Annotated in this window: 22 protein-coding genes; 4 read left to right on the forward strand and 18 right to left on the reverse strand. The window is 51.6% G+C overall.

Going from position 1 to position 19,516, the window contains the following annotated elements:
- Positions 1–84: 84 nt before the first annotated feature.
- The 15 genes from phoU to ACK5LI_RS03785 all read right to left on the reverse strand — a co-directional run bounded on the left by phoU (position 85) and on the right by ACK5LI_RS03785 (position 12,996).
- The gene (phoU, locus tag ACK5LI_RS03715; RefSeq protein ID WP_416946351.1) at positions 85–750 is read right to left on the reverse strand and encodes a phosphate signaling complex protein PhoU; all 666 of its coding nucleotides are present in this window, start codon (positions 748–750) and stop codon (positions 85–87) included.
- Positions 751–761: 11 nt separating this feature from the next.
- Positions 762–1,523: a phosphate ABC transporter ATP-binding protein PstB gene (pstB, locus tag ACK5LI_RS03720; protein ID WP_416946353.1), complete on the reverse strand. Its 762-nt coding sequence runs from the start codon at positions 1,521–1,523 to the stop codon at positions 762–764.
- 21 nt (positions 1,524–1,544) lie between these two features.
- Entirely contained in the window at positions 1,545–2,240 is a 696-nt protein-coding gene (locus ACK5LI_RS03725; RefSeq protein ID WP_416946355.1) for a response regulator, read from the reverse strand.
- Positions 2,241–2,495: 255 nt separating this feature from the next.
- A complete protein-coding gene (locus ACK5LI_RS03730; RefSeq protein WP_416946357.1) occupies positions 2,496–3,101 on the reverse strand; it encodes a 3'-5' exonuclease in 606 nt (201 codons plus the stop codon).
- 99 nt (positions 3,102–3,200) lie between these two features.
- On the reverse strand, positions 3,201–4,559 hold the full coding sequence (locus ACK5LI_RS03735) for a 4Fe-4S binding protein (RefSeq protein WP_416946359.1): 1,359 nt from the start codon (positions 4,557–4,559) through the stop codon (positions 3,201–3,203).
- Entirely contained in the window at positions 4,537–5,187 is a 651-nt protein-coding gene (locus ACK5LI_RS03740; protein WP_416946361.1) for a 4Fe-4S binding protein, read from the reverse strand. Before ACK5LI_RS03740 ends, ACK5LI_RS03735 begins: the two co-directional genes overlap by 23 nt.
- A gap of 138 nt (positions 5,188–5,325) precedes the next feature.
- Positions 5,326–6,744: a tRNA uridine-5-carboxymethylaminomethyl(34) synthesis GTPase MnmE gene (mnmE, locus tag ACK5LI_RS03745; protein WP_416946363.1), complete on the reverse strand. Its 1,419-nt coding sequence runs from the start codon at positions 6,742–6,744 to the stop codon at positions 5,326–5,328.
- Positions 6,745–6,917: 173 nt separating this feature from the next.
- A complete protein-coding gene (locus ACK5LI_RS03750; RefSeq protein WP_416946365.1) occupies positions 6,918–8,246 on the reverse strand; it encodes a R3H domain-containing nucleic acid-binding protein in 1,329 nt (442 codons plus the stop codon).
- 39 nt (positions 8,247–8,285) lie between these two features.
- Positions 8,286–9,896, reverse strand: a complete 1,611-nt coding sequence (gene yidC / locus ACK5LI_RS03755; protein ID WP_416946367.1) for a membrane protein insertase YidC — start codon at positions 9,894–9,896, stop codon at positions 8,286–8,288.
- 6 nt (positions 9,897–9,902) lie between these two features.
- A complete protein-coding gene (gene yidD / locus ACK5LI_RS03760; protein ID WP_416946369.1) occupies positions 9,903–10,163 on the reverse strand; it encodes a membrane protein insertion efficiency factor YidD in 261 nt (86 codons plus the stop codon).
- Entirely contained in the window at positions 10,160–10,537 is a 378-nt protein-coding gene (gene rnpA / locus ACK5LI_RS03765) for a ribonuclease P protein component (protein ID WP_416946371.1), read from the reverse strand. The genes yidD and rnpA overlap by 4 nt, the downstream gene beginning before the upstream one ends.
- Positions 10,537–10,671 (reverse strand): 50S ribosomal protein L34, encoded by a 135-nt coding sequence (gene rpmH / locus ACK5LI_RS03770; protein WP_416946373.1) that lies wholly within the window; start codon positions 10,669–10,671, stop codon positions 10,537–10,539. The genes rnpA and rpmH overlap by 1 nt, the downstream gene beginning before the upstream one ends.
- A gap of 378 nt (positions 10,672–11,049) precedes the next feature.
- Positions 11,050–11,811, reverse strand: a complete 762-nt coding sequence (locus tag ACK5LI_RS03775; RefSeq protein ID WP_416946375.1) for a FlgO family outer membrane protein — start codon at positions 11,809–11,811, stop codon at positions 11,050–11,052.
- A 32-nt stretch (positions 11,812–11,843) separates the two neighbouring features.
- The gene (locus tag ACK5LI_RS03780; RefSeq protein ID WP_416946377.1) at positions 11,844–12,536 is read right to left on the reverse strand and encodes a hypothetical protein; all 693 of its coding nucleotides are present in this window, start codon (positions 12,534–12,536) and stop codon (positions 11,844–11,846) included.
- A gap of 103 nt (positions 12,537–12,639) precedes the next feature.
- Positions 12,640–12,996: an Hpt domain-containing protein gene (locus ACK5LI_RS03785; RefSeq protein WP_416946378.1), complete on the reverse strand. Its 357-nt coding sequence runs from the start codon at positions 12,994–12,996 to the stop codon at positions 12,640–12,642.
- A gap of 196 nt (positions 12,997–13,192) precedes the next feature.
- On the opposite strand from ACK5LI_RS03785, the gene ACK5LI_RS03790 reads away from it, so the two are divergent.
- Positions 13,193–13,723: a hypothetical protein gene (locus ACK5LI_RS03790; RefSeq protein WP_416946380.1), complete on the forward strand. Its 531-nt coding sequence runs from the start codon at positions 13,193–13,195 to the stop codon at positions 13,721–13,723.
- A gap of 80 nt (positions 13,724–13,803) precedes the next feature.
- Here the strand turns inward: ACK5LI_RS03790 and ACK5LI_RS03795 are convergent, their stop codons facing one another.
- Positions 13,804–14,667: a deoxyribonuclease IV gene (locus tag ACK5LI_RS03795; protein ID WP_416946382.1), complete on the reverse strand. Its 864-nt coding sequence runs from the start codon at positions 14,665–14,667 to the stop codon at positions 13,804–13,806.
- A 247-nt stretch (positions 14,668–14,914) separates the two neighbouring features.
- On the opposite strand from ACK5LI_RS03795, the gene ACK5LI_RS03800 reads away from it, so the two are divergent.
- Together ACK5LI_RS03800 and ACK5LI_RS03805 are read left to right on the forward strand one after the other, a co-directional pair.
- Positions 14,915–15,373: a hypothetical protein gene (locus ACK5LI_RS03800; protein ID WP_416946384.1), complete on the forward strand. Its 459-nt coding sequence runs from the start codon at positions 14,915–14,917 to the stop codon at positions 15,371–15,373.
- Between the two features lie 253 nt (positions 15,374–15,626).
- Entirely contained in the window at positions 15,627–16,421 is a 795-nt protein-coding gene (locus ACK5LI_RS03805) for a hypothetical protein (RefSeq protein ID WP_416946386.1), read from the forward strand.
- Between the two features lie 74 nt (positions 16,422–16,495).
- Here the strand turns inward: ACK5LI_RS03805 and ACK5LI_RS03810 are convergent, their stop codons facing one another.
- Together ACK5LI_RS03810 and ACK5LI_RS03815 are read right to left on the reverse strand one after the other, a co-directional pair.
- Positions 16,496–16,834: an SMR family transporter gene (locus ACK5LI_RS03810; RefSeq protein WP_416946388.1), complete on the reverse strand. Its 339-nt coding sequence runs from the start codon at positions 16,832–16,834 to the stop codon at positions 16,496–16,498.
- Between the two features lies 1 nt (position 16,835).
- Positions 16,836–17,228 (reverse strand): DMT family transporter, encoded by a 393-nt coding sequence (locus ACK5LI_RS03815; protein WP_416946390.1) that lies wholly within the window; start codon positions 17,226–17,228, stop codon positions 16,836–16,838.
- Between the two features lie 423 nt (positions 17,229–17,651).
- Here ACK5LI_RS03815 and ACK5LI_RS03820 point away from each other — a divergent pair, with 423 nt between their 5' ends.
- The gene (locus ACK5LI_RS03820; protein ID WP_416946391.1) at positions 17,652–19,391 is read left to right on the forward strand and encodes a YcaO-like family protein; all 1,740 of its coding nucleotides are present in this window, start codon (positions 17,652–17,654) and stop codon (positions 19,389–19,391) included.
- Positions 19,392–19,516: the final 125 nt, after the last annotated feature.

Here is a 19,516-nt window from a genome sequence, read left to right on the forward strand (position 1 = left end):
GGTGCAGCATGCACTCCACACGTCAGGCTGAAACAAAAAAAGCGGCTCTCCTGAGCCGCTTTTTACTTTCTTTGTACTAATCGCTTAATCAAAAAAACGATGCTTGATGTTGTCGCCGTCCACAATAAATACCACTGCTTCAGCTATGTTCGTAGAAAGGTCACCGACACGCTCAAGCGCTCGGGAAATAAGAATGGTATGTACTGCGCGCTCCACTGCGGGACTTTCTTTGGACATATAGTCCATAAGGCCTTTCAGCAGGTCAACTTCCAACGCATTGCACTTTAAATCCATACGACACACTTCATACGCAGCTTCTACATTGTTATCTTTGAAGCAGGTCAGAGAATGTACAAACATGGTTCTGGCAACTTCTGCCAGTTCTTCCAGCTGTTCGCTGAAGGGCAATACGGGGCGTGAAGCCAGAAACATTGCTTTTTCCGCAATGTTCACAGCTTCGTCACCAACACGTTCAAGATTTACGTTAACACGCTGTATACCCACAATCGTCCGCAAGTCGACCGCCATAGGCTGCTCAAGCGCAAGCAGGCGCAGGCTCAGATCATCAATCTCGCATTCAAGCCGGTTAATATCGCAGTCATGATCGATAACATACTGTGCAAGTTCATAATCGCGCTCATGCAGCGCTTTAATGGCAGTTTCAAGATTTCGCAGTGCCAGCGTTGCCATTTCAAGCACTTTGACACGGAGAGTAGCAAGTTCCTGATGAAAATGTGTACCCGTAGCCATGTATACTCCTACTAGCCGAACCGGCCGGTGATGTAGTCTTCAGTCTGCTTATTACCGGGGCGTGTAAATATGACTTCGGTGTTGCCTGATTCAATAAGGCGGCCCATGTAAAAAAATGCAGTCACATCGGAAACGCGGGCAGCCTGCTGCATACTGTGAGTCACTATTATAATGGTGTAATTCTGCTTAAGAGTATGGATAAGTTCTTCAATCTTCTGAGTGGCAATGGGGTCTAGCGCCGATGCAGGCTCATCCATCAGCAATACTTCGGGCTCCACAGCCAATGCCCGGGCAATGCAGAGGCGCTGCTGCTGCCCGCCGGAAAGACCTAATGCCGAATCATGCAGCCGGTCTTTCACTTCGTCCCACAAGGCAGCATGTCGCAGGCTCTGCTCTACTTTTCCTGCCAGACATTCTTTATCTTTCACACCATTCACGCGCAGCCCGTAGGCCACATTTTCGTAAATTGTTTTCGGAAACGGATTAGGCTTCTGAAAAACCATCCCCACACGGCGACGCAATTCCACTACATCCACCTGAGGGGCGTAAATATTTGCGCCATCAAGACAGATTTCACCTTGAACCCGCGAAATGGCAATCAGATCATTCATGCGGTTCAGACAGCGTAAAAATGTACTTTTACCGCATCCGGAAGGACCGATAAGGGCTGTTACCTGATTGTTTTCAAACTCGATATCGATGTCGTGCAGGGCCTTGAAATCTCCGTAAAAAAAATCGAGCCCTTTTGCGTACATCTTTGTTGCGGTAGCCATAATATAATTCTGTTTCTCCGGTTACTCTCTGAATCGGTAACCCACGCCACGAATTGTTTCAACATATGCGGCATAGTCACCTATCTTCTGACGCAGACGCCGCACATGCGTGTCCACGGTTCTCGCATACCCTTCAAATTCATAACCCCACACCGTGTTCAGCAACTGGTCACGGGTCCGTACTCTGCCACGGTTGCGGACCAACTCTGAAAGCAGCTTGAACTCGGTCGCGGTAAGCTGCGTCTCTTCGCCGTCAATTTCCACACGGTGTGCTTCCAGATCAAGACTGAGGCCCTTTACCTGCCAGCGGGTCCGCTCTTCAGGCTCCGGCGCTGATGCGGGTGCTCCCCGCTTAAGCACAGCCTTGATACGAAGCACCAACTCACGGGGGCTGAACGGCTTGACCACGTAGTCATCGGCTCCCAACTCAAGGCCGACAATCCGGTCAACTTCTTCACCCCGCGCTGTCAGCATTATCACCGGTGTTTCCGCTGTGGCGGGAAGTCGCTTAAGCTCCTTACATACGTCCAGCCCGCTCATGCCCGGGAGCATCAAATCAAGAATAACCATCTCCGGCTGCTCCCGCATTGCCAGTTCCAGTCCGCTTCTTCCGTCAGAGGCTGCCAGAACATCAAACCCGGCAGATTCCAATGTAAAAGTAAGCAGCTGCAGGATATCCTCGTCATCTTCCACAACGAGCAGTCTTTCATTCGACATATGGTCTTCGCCTCCGGTTCGTTACGACCAGCCTTACAACATGCCAGAGTTACAATTTAAAGAGTGCATAGTTACAATCAGGTGACGCAAGCTTAATGACTTGCAAAAACAGAACTATTTTATGGTATAATACTGTCCGTAAAATGTGTGTAACACAAATTTTACTCAGGTCGTAACAAAAACGACAGCCGCCCTGCAAATACAGAGCGGCTGTCGTTTTGTCCCTTAACGGCACAAATGAACGGTTAATTGTGGCTAGAATGTTACCAAGCCCAGTTCGCGCATGCGCAGATGAATTTCTCTGCTCACCCATGCGTCTGTCGCGGCATAGTTTATCTGCTGCCGAGACAATTCAAGGTTGCTCCAGTTGGAACACTGCGCAGCCTTCGAAATCCGAAACTCCAGCAGATTGGCAGCCAGATTACGCAGACCATGGGTTTCCATGCCAAGCTCACGGGCGACTTCGCCCAGATCAACTACTGCGGCATCATTAAAATCTGCCAGCTTTTTCAAATCCTTGATATCATCCCGCACGGCCACACCGGTCTTGACAATGTCCGAATCAGACAAAATCTCCTTGATGCCTTCACTGAAAGGTACCCATCCGAGATGAATCAAGTACACAGTCTCTTGCGAAGCAAACTGGATAAGTGAGGGCAGGTTCATTTTGCCTTTGCGAAATGTGGGGCGGGTTTCAGTATCAAACCCGATCAACTCTTCGTTGCGCAGGTCAGTAAGCGCAGCTTCTAGTTCTTCTTCAGTCCGAACAAGCGAAACAGGGCCGGAATACCGCCTTAGCGGCAAGGCGTTGATCTCTTCCTTACTATATTTTCTTTTGTATTTTTCTGGGATATTTTTCATGAAATAGGGTTCCGGTAGTTAATTGCCGGAAATAGCCGGCGGCGTTCTAATACATGATGCCGCCCCGTTCCGTAAACCCCTATGGCCAACAAACTGTAGTTACATACGCGCAACAACCAGAAAAACAGCATGTAAGGATGCAGCAAAAGCACAAAAAACAGCCTGCACTGTACCACTCTCACGTCCGAACAGAGTGATGGAAAGTGCTCCATGACGGCATGCCGACATGCAGTCGCGGCATAAAGTGCACGTCAACTTCGGCCTGCCACGCTCCAATGCATCTTCACTCAGTGCGGAATAGCGGCACTTTGCCAGACACGCTTTACAGCGGGTGCAGTTGCTGTTTACACGCAGACGCCAGGGGGCAATCTTACCGGCGATATTGGCAATAAGGCCCATAGGGCACCATGTAGTACAATGCACCATCATACCGGCCTTACTGCTTATCGCCAGCATAGTGCCGATACCACCAATCCCGAATAACGCTGCAGCCAGCACTGCCACGAGTGTAGACACTCCGGCGGCACGCATCAGTATTGCTGCGCCGAACACCAACACTGCAATGAGGCTGCGGTACAACACCCTCGCACGTCGGGATACAGGCTTGCCCCGCTTTTTCTTGATTCTGCTGCAGGCATCATCCCATGCTCCGATATAACACAGGTGGCTGCACCACGCAGGGCCAAGCAACAACACTGAAAAAGCAAACAGGCCCAGCATAAAAAAGCCGTCTCCCCTGAAAAGCGGAGCCGCAACAATAAGCGCAGGAACAGGCAGGTGCAGCTTGCCCGTCATAAGCAGAATATCCAGTCCCAGCAGCCCCAATACCAGCTGCCCGAAAAACACAACAGAAAACAACGCCCATATACGCGGGCGTACTTTGACAGCCACCTTCGGCTCAAACAACAGGCGGCTTATCCATGCAGCATAAGTACCTGTCAACACCATCTGCAGCCAACCAGCACCTGCCGCAATTCTATCTGCCAGCAGCGGAGTTATTGCGGCTGCTTTTTCACGTGTCAGCCACAGCAGGCAGACTGTCAGCATGAATGCGGCTGCCTGCATGACACCAGTGGATTCATAACGATAAAACCGCTTAGCAGCCCTGCTGCTGAGCAGTATCAACATGCCCGCACAGGTAAACAGAATAACACAGCCCATAATAAGAGCCAGACGCTGCCAGTCCGCTGCCACTTCCATACGCCCTAGAATAAGCAACGATGCAGTCCGCGCCCATTCATAGCCGGCGAGCATCAATACTGCTGCACCGACAAAGCGCATCCATGCCGAACGTCCCCATACCAGACCGCTGACAAACAGAATTCCGACTGCCTGCCACCATTCGTGCAGGCGCACATAGTGTGCGGCGAACAGCAGCAAAGCAAGACACGGCAGCAGAGGCAGCAAAAAAAGTGAAGACGGCCTTACCGCAGTGTTATCCGCATGAGTGCTGGACATAGGCTTCAAGCTCCTGTTGCCTTTCACGCAGCAGCGCACCGAACCGCAGGCCGTTCCTGTAATGCTGCATGTAAAATTCCATTGCCCGCGCAAGCATACACAGAGCGGTCTTGTCGTCCACTATTCCGCCAACTTGCGTTGCAAGCCTCGGATGCCGGCCCAGCTGCCCTCCCATAACAACCTTAAACCCTTCTGGATCACAAAAAAGGGCTTGTTCCGGACACCGCATCAGACACTGCCCGCAATCAATGCACAGCGCTCTGTCAAATTGCGGTATATCTTCGCTCATCGTAATTGCAGCATCCGGACACGCAGCAGCACAACGACCGCAACCGGAACATAAACTCACGTCGACCTGCGGCCTGCATACACGAATTATCCCCACATCGGCGATGTGCGGCCTTGCGCAGCCATTGGGACATCCGCTGACTGCTACCTTGAACGCATGATGCTGGCGCACAGGACCGCGCAAATTGTCCTTCAGAAATCCATCCCATCCGCTATCCGTTATTACGCCCTGTACACGCGCAAGAAAGTTATGGGGCATGAACAGGCCAAAACGACAATTTAGCCCCTGAGCGCTACGGCAGGCCGTTGTAACAACTGTATCTGATGCAAAGTCGGACATCCGTTTTATTCCTTATAGTTCTGGTGAGGCAAATTGATGCTGCCATTGCGTAGTGCCCTGAACTGTGACGCACATCACATCCGGCTTTTTAAAAACAAAAAAGCCCGCCGGATACCGACGAGCTTTTGGCTGTGCAGCTTATTTTCCTATGCAGAAAGAATCAAAAATCTTGTTCAGAATTTCATCAGGCGTGGTCTCACCTGTAATTTCTGTAAGCACAGCACAGACCGTTTCCAGCCGGACTCCGGCAAGGTCATATGGAACACCAGCATCTATATCCGCCGAAAGGGCTTCCAGCTCTTCCAGTGCTCGGCGAAGGGCTTCCGTCTGGCGCAGGTTGGGAGCAAGGTCCGATGTTGTCGCTTCAGCAGCAGCCGCACCGCTTCGCTCCAGAACCATCTCACGCACTTTAGATGAAAGCACGTCGATACCCTGTCCCTGCTTAGCGGAGATGGCAACTACAGGCCATGGAGCCAGTTCGCTTTGCAGGCGGCTCTTGTCTTCTTCCGACAGCAGCTCAGCTTTATTCAGCACAACCAGCGCGCTTCCGGCTTTCATGCCTGCAAGGAGTTCAGACTCATGCGTCCCGATGCCCCTTGTTGCATCCACAACCAGCAATACAAGATCAGCCTGCGCTGCAAGGTCGCGGCTCATCCGCACGCCTTCCTGCTCTACAATATCACCCGTTTCGCGCAGTCCTGCCGTATCCACAAGGCGGACAGACAACCCGTCCAGCACGATGCTTTCTTCCAGAAAATCTCTGGTCGTACCCGGAACATCTGTAACAATCGCACGGCGTCTGCCCAGCATAGCGTTCATCAGGCTGGATTTACCGGCATTCACCTGCCCTGCAAGCACAACCTGCGCACCTTCACGCCAGCAGCGGGCCCGCTCATAGTTACCGATAAGTGTACGGATAGAGTGTGATGCTTCATCCACAGAACTCATAAACTCTTCAGGGGCAAGGCATTCTACCTCGTCGTCGGGAAAGTCCACCGCTACGCACAGTTGGACCCGAACGAGTTCAAGTCTTTCACGCAGAGCGCTGATATACTGCCCCAGCATGCCGTTAAGTCGCGCTTGTGCAAGACGGACACCTTCACTGGCGGGCGCGGCAATCATCTCAGCTACAGCCTCGGCCTGCGTCAGGTCCATTCGTCCGTTTAAAAAAGCCCTTTTGGTAAACTCACCATGTGCCGCCGGTCTGGCCCCTTTTTTCAGCACTGCATCCAGTACAGCAGCAAGGATGGCAGGTCCGCCATGACAGTTGATTTCCACAACGTCTTCACCTGTAAAGGTATTCGGGGCCGGCATGTGTACAGCCAGTACATCGTCAAGCATATGAGGCTCTGTGCCACCGTGAGCACAGCCATCATGAACACGGCCATGATGCAGCACACGCGGGCAGAACCCCTTGAAAGCAGCGTTGGACGAGACAAAAAGCTGGCAGAGAATACGGTGGCTCTCAGGACCGCTTATACGGATGATACCTACACCGCCCTGCCCAAGAGGCGTTGCAATAGCGGCAATGGTATCAGTGGTTGCAGGCTGGGTCATATTCCGTTCCTGATATGAAAGAAGTCAGCAAAAGTATTAAGACACTATACGCCCCACCAAGGACAATGCAAGACGGCTGGCGGAAGGATTGTCGCATCATTTAAGCATGGCACAAAAAAGCGGAGGAAAATCCAACAGGACTTCCCTCCGCTCAGGATTGTCAGTGGTCGGGACTAGCCCTTGCGTCTGGGCAGGATAACCACCCGCTTCATAGGACCTTCGCCCTTGCTGCGGGTCTGGATTCCGTCATCTTCCTGCAAAGCCAGATGCACTATGCGTCTGTGATAGGAGCTCAAAGGACGAGTAGACTGCGGCTTGCCAAGGTTTTTGGCCCTGTCTGCAAGGTGCAGGGCAAGATCGCGCAGTTTTTCGTCCTGCCGCTCGCGGTAATCACCGGTATCAAGCTGAATGCGCACAGGTGCGCCCAGCTCCTTGGCGACAATACGGTTCGCAAGATACTGGAACGAAGCCAGAGTCTGCCCTTCACGACCAATCAACAGGCCGGAATTATCACCGCAATCAACCAGCACCTTAACGCGATTATCTTCGACGCGAGCAGCAAGCTTCACTTCACCGATAACAGGCAGAATCAGCTTTTCAACAGTTTCCTGCACAAGAGAGATCACCTTATCCTGATCAAGATCAGCAAGGTTCACTTCTACAGAGTGGTCACCGTTATAGTCGTCGCCGTTGTAGCTATCACCATTGTCGTCAAGCTCACCGTCGTCACCAGCAGGACCGGATGCATCTTTACCGAAAAAACGGGAATCCGAACCTTCGGTACGAGCTGCGCTTTCGCCTCTTGTTCCGCCGTTTTTACGACGTGGACGGGGGCGGCGCTTACGCGCACGGCTCTGACCGTTTTCGTCCTTCTCTTCTCCGGCTGCGTCTGCAGCTTCACGAGGAGCATCCGACGCTTCGGCAACAGATTCGTCCTGAGCAGGCTTATGACGGTTACGGTTTCCACCACGGGCTGCAAGCTTGGAGCCTTCAGCCTTACCGGCTTCTGCGCGGGCTTCACCGTCCTTTCTGCCACGGCTGCCTCTGCGGGAGCGGTTGCGAGACTTACCTTCCTGATCCTGAGATGCAGCGGAGTGGTCTTCGAAAGCAGTCTCTGCACGCTCAGGTGCAGCTTCATTTTCTACTTTACGGTCAGCCTGAGCCTGTTCTTTTACAGTCTCTTTGGCTGTTTCTTTTGCAACTTGTTTACCGGAATCTCTGTTATCGCGCTCCTTCTTCTTAAAGTCTGCCTGTTTGGAAGCAGACTCTTCACGCGACATTGTTCCGGCATTACGGGCACGTTTATCAGCTACAGGGTGGTCAAAAGACATCCTTCTTGCCCTGATGCGGGCCTTTCTGGCCCCTACCAGACCGAAGATACCGGTCTTGGCATCATTCAGGATATCAATTTCCAGTTTCTCCCTTTCTGTATCAAAGTGCCTGCATGCCTCCCTAATGGCATCATCAAGACTTTTGCCCTGAAACTCCTTAAATCCATCCATTTATTACCTCGAAGTCGAAACGCAGTTGTCAGGCGAAACTTAGGACTTACGGAGCATCAACCACTGCTGACCGATAGACAGCACGTTGTTGACCAACCAGTAGACAACGAGTCCTGCGGGGAAGTTGAGGAACATGACAGTAAAGATAACGGGCATGAACATCATGATCTTCGCCTGAGTGGGGTCAGCCGGCGCGGGAGTAAGGCGCTGCTGCAACAGCATGGTGGCGCCCATCACGATAGGGGTGATCCAGAACGGATCTGCAGCCGAAAGGTCAGCCAGCCAAACGATATCCGTGAACGGCAGATGCGCAATAAAAGGCGCATGACGCAGTTCGATGGCGTTGAGCAGGCCCTGATACAGTCCCAGAAATACAGGGATCTGCAGCAGCATCGGCAGGCAGCCGCCGGCAGGGTTAACCTTATAAGTCTTGTACAGTTCCATGACCTCCTGATTCATACGCTGGCGGTCATCGCCGTACTTTTCTTTGATTTTCTGAACCATGGGCTGGAGTCGTTTCATCTGCTCCATGGACTTGTAACTTTTCTGGGACAGCGGCCAGAACAGCAGCTTTACCAAAATAGTCAGAAAGATAATGGCTACGCCATAGTTACCCACATAGGAGTAAAAGAATTTAAGACCGGATACCAAGGGCTTGGCAAGAAAAGTAAACCAGCCGTAGTTCAGCGTTTCGCTAAGCTTATCAGGCATGGCGGCAAGTCTGTCGCTTTCCTTGGGGCCGATGTAGTAGTCGATGGCAAAATCAGTAGTGCCGTGTGCAGCCACCGCAACGCCATTTTTCTCAACCACGCTGCGGTACACACCATCTTCAAGCAGTCCCTTAAACAACGAAGCAGTATCAGCAGGAGCCATGACAGCCATGAAGTAGTTGCACATCACGCCGCCCCAGCTGATGTTATTCTCTACCTGCACGCCCTTTTCTGTCAGGTCGTCAGCGGAAGTTTCTTCGTCAAAACCGTCCTGATACCAGGCAAGGCGGGTCAGGTTGTAGGCACCGCCCTCGGGACTCAGAGAGCCTGTGCTCATGGTAACGCCAAGGCGGAAGTCACGACTTACGCCGGTGGTGTCCATCATGCGGACATTTTCTGAAATCAGATAGCTGGCAGGGTCGAAAGTCAACGTTCTTTCAAAACGGACGCCTTCCAGTTCTCCCACGAAAACCAGTTGGCCTTTATCGCTGCCGTCCAGTTTCAGGTCGGAACCGTCAAACTGCCAGCTGGCCAGCTTCCATGTGGGCTGACCGTTCATCAGAATACCCATGGGGGCTTTGCCGGCTGCTTTATCAGAAATCAGCTCGACCAGAGGCGAATCTTCCTCAATGGTGTCTTTGTATTTTTTCAGCTTGAAGTGCTTCAGCACACCGCCCTGACTGTGGAACACAGCAGAGTACAGCGGTGTATCAACTGTAACTTCGCGGCCTTCAGTGGGCACAAAAGAAGAAACAGTGGCAGGAGCCACAACCTGTTCGGCTGCGGGAACATTTTTCTGCACGTCGGCAGTCTGCTCCACTGCAGCGGTTTCTTTAGGGGCAGGTGCAGGTGCCCAGCCCATGAACTCAGAAAGGTAAGACCAGCCGATCAGCACAAAAAGGCTGAGCACTACGGCGATTATGGGACGCTTGTTTTCCATGTGACGTCAACAGCTCCTGACGCGTTTTGCGTCTTGATCTCTGGATTCGGGAACGGGGTCATAGCCGCCGGCGCACAGAGGATTGCACCGGAGAATGCGCCAGAAGGCAAGGGCTCCGCCCTTGATGATGCCATGCCGCAATAGAGCTTCCGCTGCATACGCGGAACAGGAAGGTACAAAACGGCATGACGGCGGGAAAAGCGGCGATATGAAACGCTGATAGAACCGGATAGGAAGGATTGCGATTTTGCGCAGTTCGATGTTCATGGCGTTCCGTCACTGGCCTCGCAGCTTTGGCTGTCGCGGATTCCGCAGACAAGAGGCAAAAGCTCCTGTACTACTAAATCCAGCGAGACACGCTTGGGGTCGAGGCGACGCTTGGGCACAACAACCAAGTCCATGCCCCCCGGCATCTCATCTTGATACAGGCGAAAAAATTCTCTGAGAACGCGCTTTGTCCGGTTTCTGCGAACAGCGTTTCCCACCTTGCGACTCACGGCGAGCCCGTAGCGCCACACTGGCGCAGTGTCCTGACGCTCAAGGGCGAACACGATGAAATGCTTGGAAAAGTAACGGCGGCCTGTATTGTAGCAGGCTACATAGTCAGGCCGCCGTGTCAAACGATTGGGTCGAGCCAGCACTATGCGGACAGCTTAGCTCTGCCCTTGGCTCTTCTGCGACGCAGAATAGCACGGCCACTGGGGCTGCTGGAACGAGCACGAAACCCGTGAGTTCTCGCCCGACGAATTTTGCTCGGTTGATACGTTCTTTTCATGGGACACTCCTTACAAAAAAATGAACGGACCTTCTTAGAAAAAAGGTAGGGTCCGAGTCAAGGATTACTTTCAGGTGAAACCAAAAGGAGACAATGCCTGACAGCCGCATAAAAAGCAAGCGGCACAAGCCTTGCGCCGTTTACAGACTGCACTCCGGCATTGAACCGGCACCGCTGTTATTACCGGAAAAGCGTCCCGACAACTAGGCGGCGGCAATCTATTTAGTCTGTTTTGCTTTGCAATTCAAGAAGAAAGAACAACACAAAGGTATGGTTCATTTTCCTTGCAGTAATTTTTAACATCTTTTTCCCGCTGCTATTCTCTCCAAAAGAAGAGGGCACCTTGTGCCCTCGCCCAATACCTAATGGTAACAATCGTCACTTCATTGGCGGAAAATCGTCCAGAAATCCGCAGCCAGCGTCTTCGCGCACTACAGGCTGCACAGGCAGTACGGATTTTTCCGGACTGAACATACGGTGCCTCATCGCATAGCGGGACCATGCACCTTTATCAAAAGCAGATTTGCGCGACAGCATGGCGCGCACCGTGCCGGAGTTAGGCAGACTGAACTCATGAGCTGCAACAATGGACCTGTCATCCAGACGCAGTACCCGTAACGAAACAAACACTTCTCCCCGCACAACAACGTAGTTGCCCAGCAATACAGCCTGCGCGGCGTAGCGCGTTTCCAGCATACGAGCCGTTTCTCTTGTCATCATAAACTCGCCGGTTTTACGGCGCGAGACAAGTTCTGAGCCTAAGCGTACATCCATAACCTTATAACCGTGCTGCCCCAGCCGCGACCCCACCTGCTGTGATACAAGGCGCCCGAATGTCGATGTCTGCTCAAAGTCATTCAGCTCCACCAGAGTTGCCACCAGAATAGGACTGTTACGACTCAGGCGTTGTGACAGCGCAGTATGCAGCACATCCGCAGCGCGAAAGTCAGCTTGCGTCAGCGGCGAATCCGGCGCAAAGGCCGCAAGCTGACTATCCATGCTTTCAGGCATTCTGGTAGAAGCACCGTTTACAACAGCATATGCGGGCATGCACCACAGAGCCGCCACAAACACCAGCCCGCTTGCAAGCGCCAGCAACAAACGGACTGGATAACTTTTTATAAAAATTGCGTTGCGCATAATTTTCTCTCCGTACATACGGTTGAACCACACTACCTGTTCACCACGCGCACAGGCATGGGCTCAAATTCCTGAACATAAGTGCCGCTGTCATCAGGCCCCATGTACAGCTCCCAATCCGGGTCATTGATGTAATAGACAGATGAGGAATGCACCACATAACGGTTATTATACGCCATACTCACGCTGATAACGACCTCCTTGTCAGAAGGCCTTGCAACAGCGCCTGATGCAAGATCAGCCAGCACACCGGCACCAATGGCAGCCGGAATCCATTCTGCAATGGACTCAAGGCCTCTGGCGGCGGATACACCGGCTGCAATGGCTGTAAATGTTCCGATGGGCGGACGCTGGTACCGCGCAGAGTGGTGCACAACGTAAACATCATAGTCCACGTTCACGTTGTCTTTTTCTTTATTAAGAGAAACCTGCAGCCCGCGGGAGACAAGCTCAGAGGTGAGCAGCCTGTAAAACCCTACAGAAAACGGCCTGCTGCTTGGCGAGCGCAGATACAAAGGAATGGTAAGCAGGTCGTCACGATCCCCCAAAGCCTTTTCAATACGGTCAGCCACATCGGAAGCCAGCACTTGCCAGTGTCCCGCAGACTGCATTTTATACTGAGGCTCGGCCGGATACGTTGCAGCCACAGGCAGTTGCGAACGGTAAACTCCGCAACCTCCGAGCAGAAGCCCTGCAACAGCTAACAAAAAAAGTAAAATACGCATGGCAGCATCCTGAACTACAGTGTCGGACATGCAAAAAGGAAATGACATGCCTCATATTCCGTTTCGGCCGGAATGACACTTTTCTTTAGGTGCGCTGCAGCATTTATGGTCCTGTAATCAGCTGCGCCTCTCGTGCAAAGACGTCAAGCTCCTCTAGCAGAAGCAGCCGGATTTCTTCAACAGCAACTCTGTCAAACCCGTTCAGAACAGCCTGTTCCAGATTATACGCAGCCGTACGCAAAGCTTGAGCACCGATATTTGCAGCTTCCCCTTTCAGTCTGTGCGAAGCGGTGCGCAGCTGTTCTGTATTGATTGCGGCTTCTGCAAAGCTTTCACGCCACGACGGAATATCCTGCAAAAACATTTTGGTCAGCTCCAGAATGTCCTCACGCCGAAGCCCCAGATGGCTGGCAGCGCCGTCCGGGTCAAACACAGGCAGCGCCATCACTCTTGTCCCCATCAGCCCCTCCTCTACATATCAATTAACAACTCACCCTGATCGGTCGGATTGCTGCAAACAAACATGTTATATAGTGCCTGTCCCCCTTTTATAAATCAACGTGAAACAGGCGCAGGGCTTGCACTTACCCCTAAAAGCGCATAAGACGCCGCAACCGGAGACGACACCGGCGCAATGGCAACCTATCGGAGACTGCATGACAAGAAACAACGCATCACAACAGCGCAAACTGAAAAAGCGTATTGAGCAGATAAAAGCCCGAAAGGCTCAGCAGAGCGTCATGAAGGGTGACTTTTCTGACCTGCTGTATAAGTTTTGCCGCCCTTTGCTGGCCGTGCAGGACGAGTTGAACGGACCTGAGAATGCCATAGGCCTTGGGGTATTTGCGTGGAACGCAGCGTTTCTGGAAAAAGACAAGTGGATGAGCAATCTTACGGCTTCTCTTGCGCAATATTCCTTATCCGCTGAAGTGCAGGAATCGCTCACAGGCATTGTGGAAGAAATGATCCGCCAGAAACACCTGATGTACCCCGGCGACCGCCGCGTCATTGTTGATTACGACGTTAACGTAGATAAAGGCACCGTCCATGTGACCGCTGACTACCGCGAAGCCAAAAAGGCCATGATGCCTAAATTCAGCGAAATTACAGATGCTTCAGCAGAAACTTCAGCTGTACCTGAGTCCTGCGCATCTGGACAAACGGATCAGGAAAATTCCGACTCCTGAGTCTTTCCGGCAACAGGCTTACATAGTAGTCAGCCTGAGTAACGCAAACAAAAACGCTGCCCGTCAAAGGCAGCGTTTTTTTATTCTCCGGCAAGGCGACGTAGCGTGGCCATGTTCATTATATCTTCATCCAGCCCCTGCCCCTTGGGAGTTTCCAGAATCATCGGCACAGTAACAAGGCGGGGGTCCTGCATCAACAGCTGAAAAGCTTGCTCCCCCATCTCGCCCTGCCCGATATGCGTATGCCGGTCCTTCCGGCTGCCGAGTTCGCAAAGAGAGTCGTTAACATGAATCAGCTTGAGCCGCTTAAGGCCAACTGCCTTCTCCAGCTCGGCAAACATCGTATTATATGCCTGCTCATCTCGCAGGTCATACCCTGCTCCGAAAGCATGAGCGGTATCCAGACAGATACCGTAACGTTCCGGCATACGGCTTGCCGCGATTATAGCTGCAAGTTCATCAAATGCGCCGCCAAGCATAGTACCTTGACCTGCGGTATTTTCCAGCAGCACCATCACTGCATCATCAGAACAGCGGTTCAAAGCTTCATCAAGACGTTCGGCCGCCAGACGGGCACCCAGTTCCACGCCTTGCCCTTTATGGGCTCCGGGGTGAACCACCACAAAAGTAATACTCAATTCAGCGGCACGTGCCAGTTCGTCAGCCATCAAGGCAACAGAACGCTCTGCTCCTTCAGGAGCATCTGACGCCAGATTTATCAGATACGACGCGTGGGCAGAAATGGGATAATCCCCCCATGCAGCCCGTTCAGCTTCAAATCGTTCCACATCTTCCGCCGTCAAGGGAGCTGCCCTCCATTGTCGCTGGTTACGGGTAAAAACCTGCAGCGCCGTTGCTCCGGCCTCACGCGCACGCTGCACAGCGGTATACACTCCCCCTGCAGCCGACATATGAGCCCCTATAAAACGTCTATTGCCTGACATAATAAACTAAACACCTTTTTGTATAAGCAAAACGACAACAAAACATTTTGCTAAGGTATATTATCACATAGAATCAGCATGGTATAACAACGCTGGCTCCGCACCTATTTGGTAAAACAGAATCACATTGTAACATTTTTGCCGTAACCTGTACGTCACGGCCCTACCTGCTAATTCGGGGTTACCCTAATTCCATGGTCATGATCTAATCGATACTGTAGTCAAAATAATTGACACGGAGAAGCTGGTGAAATCAACTGTCATATTTGCCTTCCTGCTACTAGCGGGAATTTCCGGAGGCGCTTATTATTTTTACATGCCTTCCTATTCGCTTACGATTCCGGATGTAAAAGTTGCCATTCAGATTCCGGATCAGGACGAAGCAAGACCTGAAACCTATTTTACAGCTGAAGAAAACGGCAGACTGCAAGATGCGCTACGCCCCTACCGGCATAAAATTAAAAAAGTGAAAATTCTGCTTGATCATTTTCACCAGTCTTCACCGGCAGACGACTGTGCAAGTTTTCAACTTATTATAACAACAGAGGAAGGCTGTATTCTGCAAAGTAAAGCAATAACCACATCTCGTACGCAGCTTCCTTCAGAAATACACGCCAAGATCGAACGATCATTTGTTTTATTTGAACAACTTTCCCGCACTCCTACTTACGAAAAAAGAAATCTGGCACGAATTTCAGAAATATAATCCATTTGCCAGAACACTCCACCCGCCTGCTATCTTTAAATAAAACTCCAGACAATCTGAAAATACCCAATCAGGCCCCGCCACATCCTGCGTTGCCTCTTATCAACGAACAGGTTACCTGTTGTGCAACATATCTCACAGTAAAAAGCACAAAGAACCGTCAGCCGGGCATGTTCTTTTATGTAAAGCGACTTAAACACAGATCAACCACAGCAACCTTTAGACATTCAATAAAGGTCACTCTGGTACACTAATGCCACACTGTATTCTTTTTATCTCTCTGATTACATTACTGGCTTTTCCTTTGCCTTCTTTTGCTAACAGACCACCTGTTCCGGCCTCTCCGCTCAGTGGGTTTCCGCCCATTACCATGTCGCATGTCCAGCCAAAAGAAGATGCTGTGGGGTGCTGGCTTAACGCGCTATATACCGAAGCTTTCAAACGTCTCGGCTATAGGATGAGTTACGTCTATCTGCCGACAGCCCGTGCAAGCTACAGCGCCGATACAGGCAACACAGACGGCGAATTAGACAGAATGTCTCATTATGGCGACGCTCATCCAAACCTGATCAAAGTGGAAGAGCCTCATTTGAATGTGCGGGTAATCGCATACACAAACCGGCCAATGGCGGCACTGACGCCTGAAACAATCGTGCAAAACAACCTGTCCGTGGCCTACCGCAAAGGATTTAAACAGGCAGACGATCTTTTTAACGGGCAGAAGAATCTTCGAAAATTTCACATCACGGCTTCCGCCTCCGGCATCAAGATGCTTCAGGCAAAACACGTTGATGTTTTTATCGAAGTGGAACCTATTCTGCTGAAGTATTTTCAGACATCTCCCGAAGCCCTTCATGAAATATTCAACAGTGGCGTGCTGGCTTCTGAAAATGCGCACGCATATATCAACCGCAAGCATGAAAAACTGGTCGCACCCCTTGCACAGACATTGCGTCAGATGAAACATGAACACCTGCTAACACACTATGCCCGAATGTGCAGAATGCCCCTGCCGCAACCGGAATCGGAGCAACAGGGGCAAAACTAACACCAACCTTAGCCTGATAACGCAATTTATTCGTACACAACAATGCGCGGTATCAGCTCAATTGTCTGCTTCTGTCAACTGACATGAAGAACAGAAAGCCCGCACACAAGCAGAGCCATTCCCGCCCATGCACTGGCTGTAATCCGCTGGCCAAACAACAGCCAGCCTCCGAGTGAGGTTCCCAGAATTCCAAAGCCGCCCCACATCGCGTAGGCCACAGCCAGGTCCATACTGCGCACAGCAAAAGAAAGAGCTATAAAAGCAAGCCCTACGGAAACAAGAGCTGCAACCCCATATCTGCGGATTCGAAAACCGTCAGACTTTGCCAGCAGCAGGTTTGCGACCACATCCAGAACAGCTGCCAGTATAACCAGCAGCAACCCCACAGAAAAAACAGATGAAAAAGTAGCCATATCAGCACCGCCCGCTGTTAACGGCTGTGCCGTCACCTGCATCGCCGCTGGATGTTCCGTGATGAACCAACAGAACTCCTCCTGCAACGGCACAAAGAGCCACAAAGCGTTTCAGAGTCATTTCTTCTCCCAGCAGCAACACGCTGGAAAGAGTAATAAACAACAGTCCCAGACCTTCCCAGAACGCGAAGGCCACACCGACAGGCAGCGCCGTTGTTGCCAGAGAAAGCAGATAATATGACAGTCCGATAAGGACCAGCATCAAAACTATTCCAAGCTGGGGTCCATAAAGCATTTCCCAGCTTTGTGCCGCTTTCATAATCGTTGTGCCTGCCACTTCGAAAGCAATGGCACCCACAAGGCATACCCAGTGATATGCTCGTACAGAAGACATAAAATACCCCCTTTTGGAGGCATGAGAGCTCCAAAAGAAATCAAAAAAAGAAAAAGATAGAAAAATAGAGGGCAGCTGGCGTGCTAGAGACCGGTACGCCAGTAATGTTCCGAGGAGACAATGCTCCTGCGGGGAGGAAGAGAAATATGCTTACGATAAGACATGAGGAAATGCTAATGCCCCTTGGTCCAAAAAGCAACCACAGGACGAACCAGCCTGCCCCATAATGAGCATCCGCTTTTTGCGGTAACAAAAAAGGGCACCACAGCGGCAAACTGATAAACACGTTACCAGATGCCTGCCAACTGGCTCCGGTCAACTGCATTGCTACATGCAACCTTTCGATAAATTCGGACCATTTCAGTCCGCTTTCATCTCTTGCAAAAAAACGCTATACCCTTCGCACATCATTCGGGAGAATTTATGCACACACCTGCAAGTGATACAAAAGCAATGGATTACGCCTATACCCTGACGGGAACAGAAGCGACCACAGGATATTTTTCATGTGAACCGCCAAAGGGTACCACGGTTGCTGACGGCATCGCATGGCTGGAGTCTCACCCCGCTGACGACTTCATGCACCTATGGCTTCTCAGAAAGCTGACGGACTTTGAGCAAAAAAAGCTCCGCAGCATGATTACCAAAGAATACAAAGGAAAGCCCGTCATAGAGGCCTTGCTTTATGAAGTATGCCTGCTGACTCCGCGGCTTGCGGGGCTGCTTGGCCGCTTTGCGGATGATGCCGCGCAGCACTTACAGCAGCATACTCCGCTTCCATATATCAAGTGGTCGCAGCTGCCCGATAAGGACCTGAATAGAGAATGGGTTGAACTTTTCCGCAGCAACATGCACGACCACAACATGCTGCCCCACCCCGAAGATGAAGAGCTGCCGCCGCTTTTTGACCTTGAAACCGTATCGGACTTGTGGCTTGGCCGCGGGCAGGTTTCCGTTGCCGATGTACGCGAAGAAGTTAAGGCATCTTGTACAGAGTCCGACTGGCAGCGGCCACCTGCGCAGGAAACTGCAATGCTTGCTCTGGAACGGCTGGTTGAAAACAACATTATCGGCGGCGTTGAAATGCGCCATATCGCATCGCTCAGCCCGATAGCTCTGCTCAGGCAATGGCAGCTGGATATTTCCGTACAGGCAGGTGCAAATAATCATCACCTCAAAGGACTGGCCACTACATACGGCCGCGGCCTTTCGCTTGCTGATGCACGCGTTTCCTATGCCATGGAAATGGTCGAGCGCGCATCATCGTATGCATCTGTTATTGATTCCGGCAACGGTCCCGAAGTGACAGGCAGAAAGCAGACATACCCTGTCACGGTGGCCCGCTATTCCGAGCTGGTTTCAAAAGGCATCGAGGTTGTGAATCCTAATGATTTTCCTCTGGAAGTGCCGTATCAGGACGAACCTCTTCACTGGATGGAAGGCAGGTCACCCCGCCCCGAAGGCGAGACGGTAGTGCTTGTACCTGTGCAGATGGTGTTTTTATTCTGCAATCTTGACGAGGTATCATTATACACAGCCCCGGGGTCTACCGGACTTGCTTCGGGCAACATCATGGAAGAGGCGAAAGTCGCAGCCCTTACAGAGATTATCGAACGCGACGCAGAAGCAACCGTTCCGTACACAAGAGGCGGTTGCTTTACACTGACTACAGATGATCCCAAAATAAAAATGCTTCTGGACGATTACAAAGCGCGCGGCATCCATCTGCAATTTCAGGATCTGACAACTGGCTTCGAGGTTCCCTGTTATAAAGCGTTTGTCATCGGTAAAGACGGCAACATCACACGGGCAACAGGTGCGGGACTGGATGGACGCAGGGCAATCGTTTCCTGCCTTACCGAAACACCATATCCGTACCCCAACGGTCCGGAGTCTGCTGCCGTTCTGCCCGGTATACCGGAACGGAAAATGGAAGATCTGCCCGACATGAGCCTTGGGTGCGTTCATAGCAATCTTGCGTTGCTGGAACGCATGTTCACAGCCAACAACCGTACACCGGTATATGTCGACCTGAGCCGCAGCGACCTGCAGTTTCCTGTTGTTCGGGCACTAGTTCCGGGTATGGAGCTGACTGCAGACTTCACACCGTTTACCCGGGTTAATCCCAGACTGTACAAAGCATATCTGGAGTTATTCTCTTAGCCGTCATTGCCTCAAAAGATGTATCTCTCCCGCACGGCAACCTGCTTCTGCCGTGCGGGTATTTTATTATGAAGCAATGCACGGGCTGATGTTCTTGCTTGTTGCCAGCACATACGGCATCATTT

It is taken from the genome of Oleidesulfovibrio sp., assembly GCF_047973035.1.
Classification (GTDB): Bacteria; Desulfobacterota; Desulfovibrionia; order Desulfovibrionales; family Desulfovibrionaceae; genus Oleidesulfovibrio.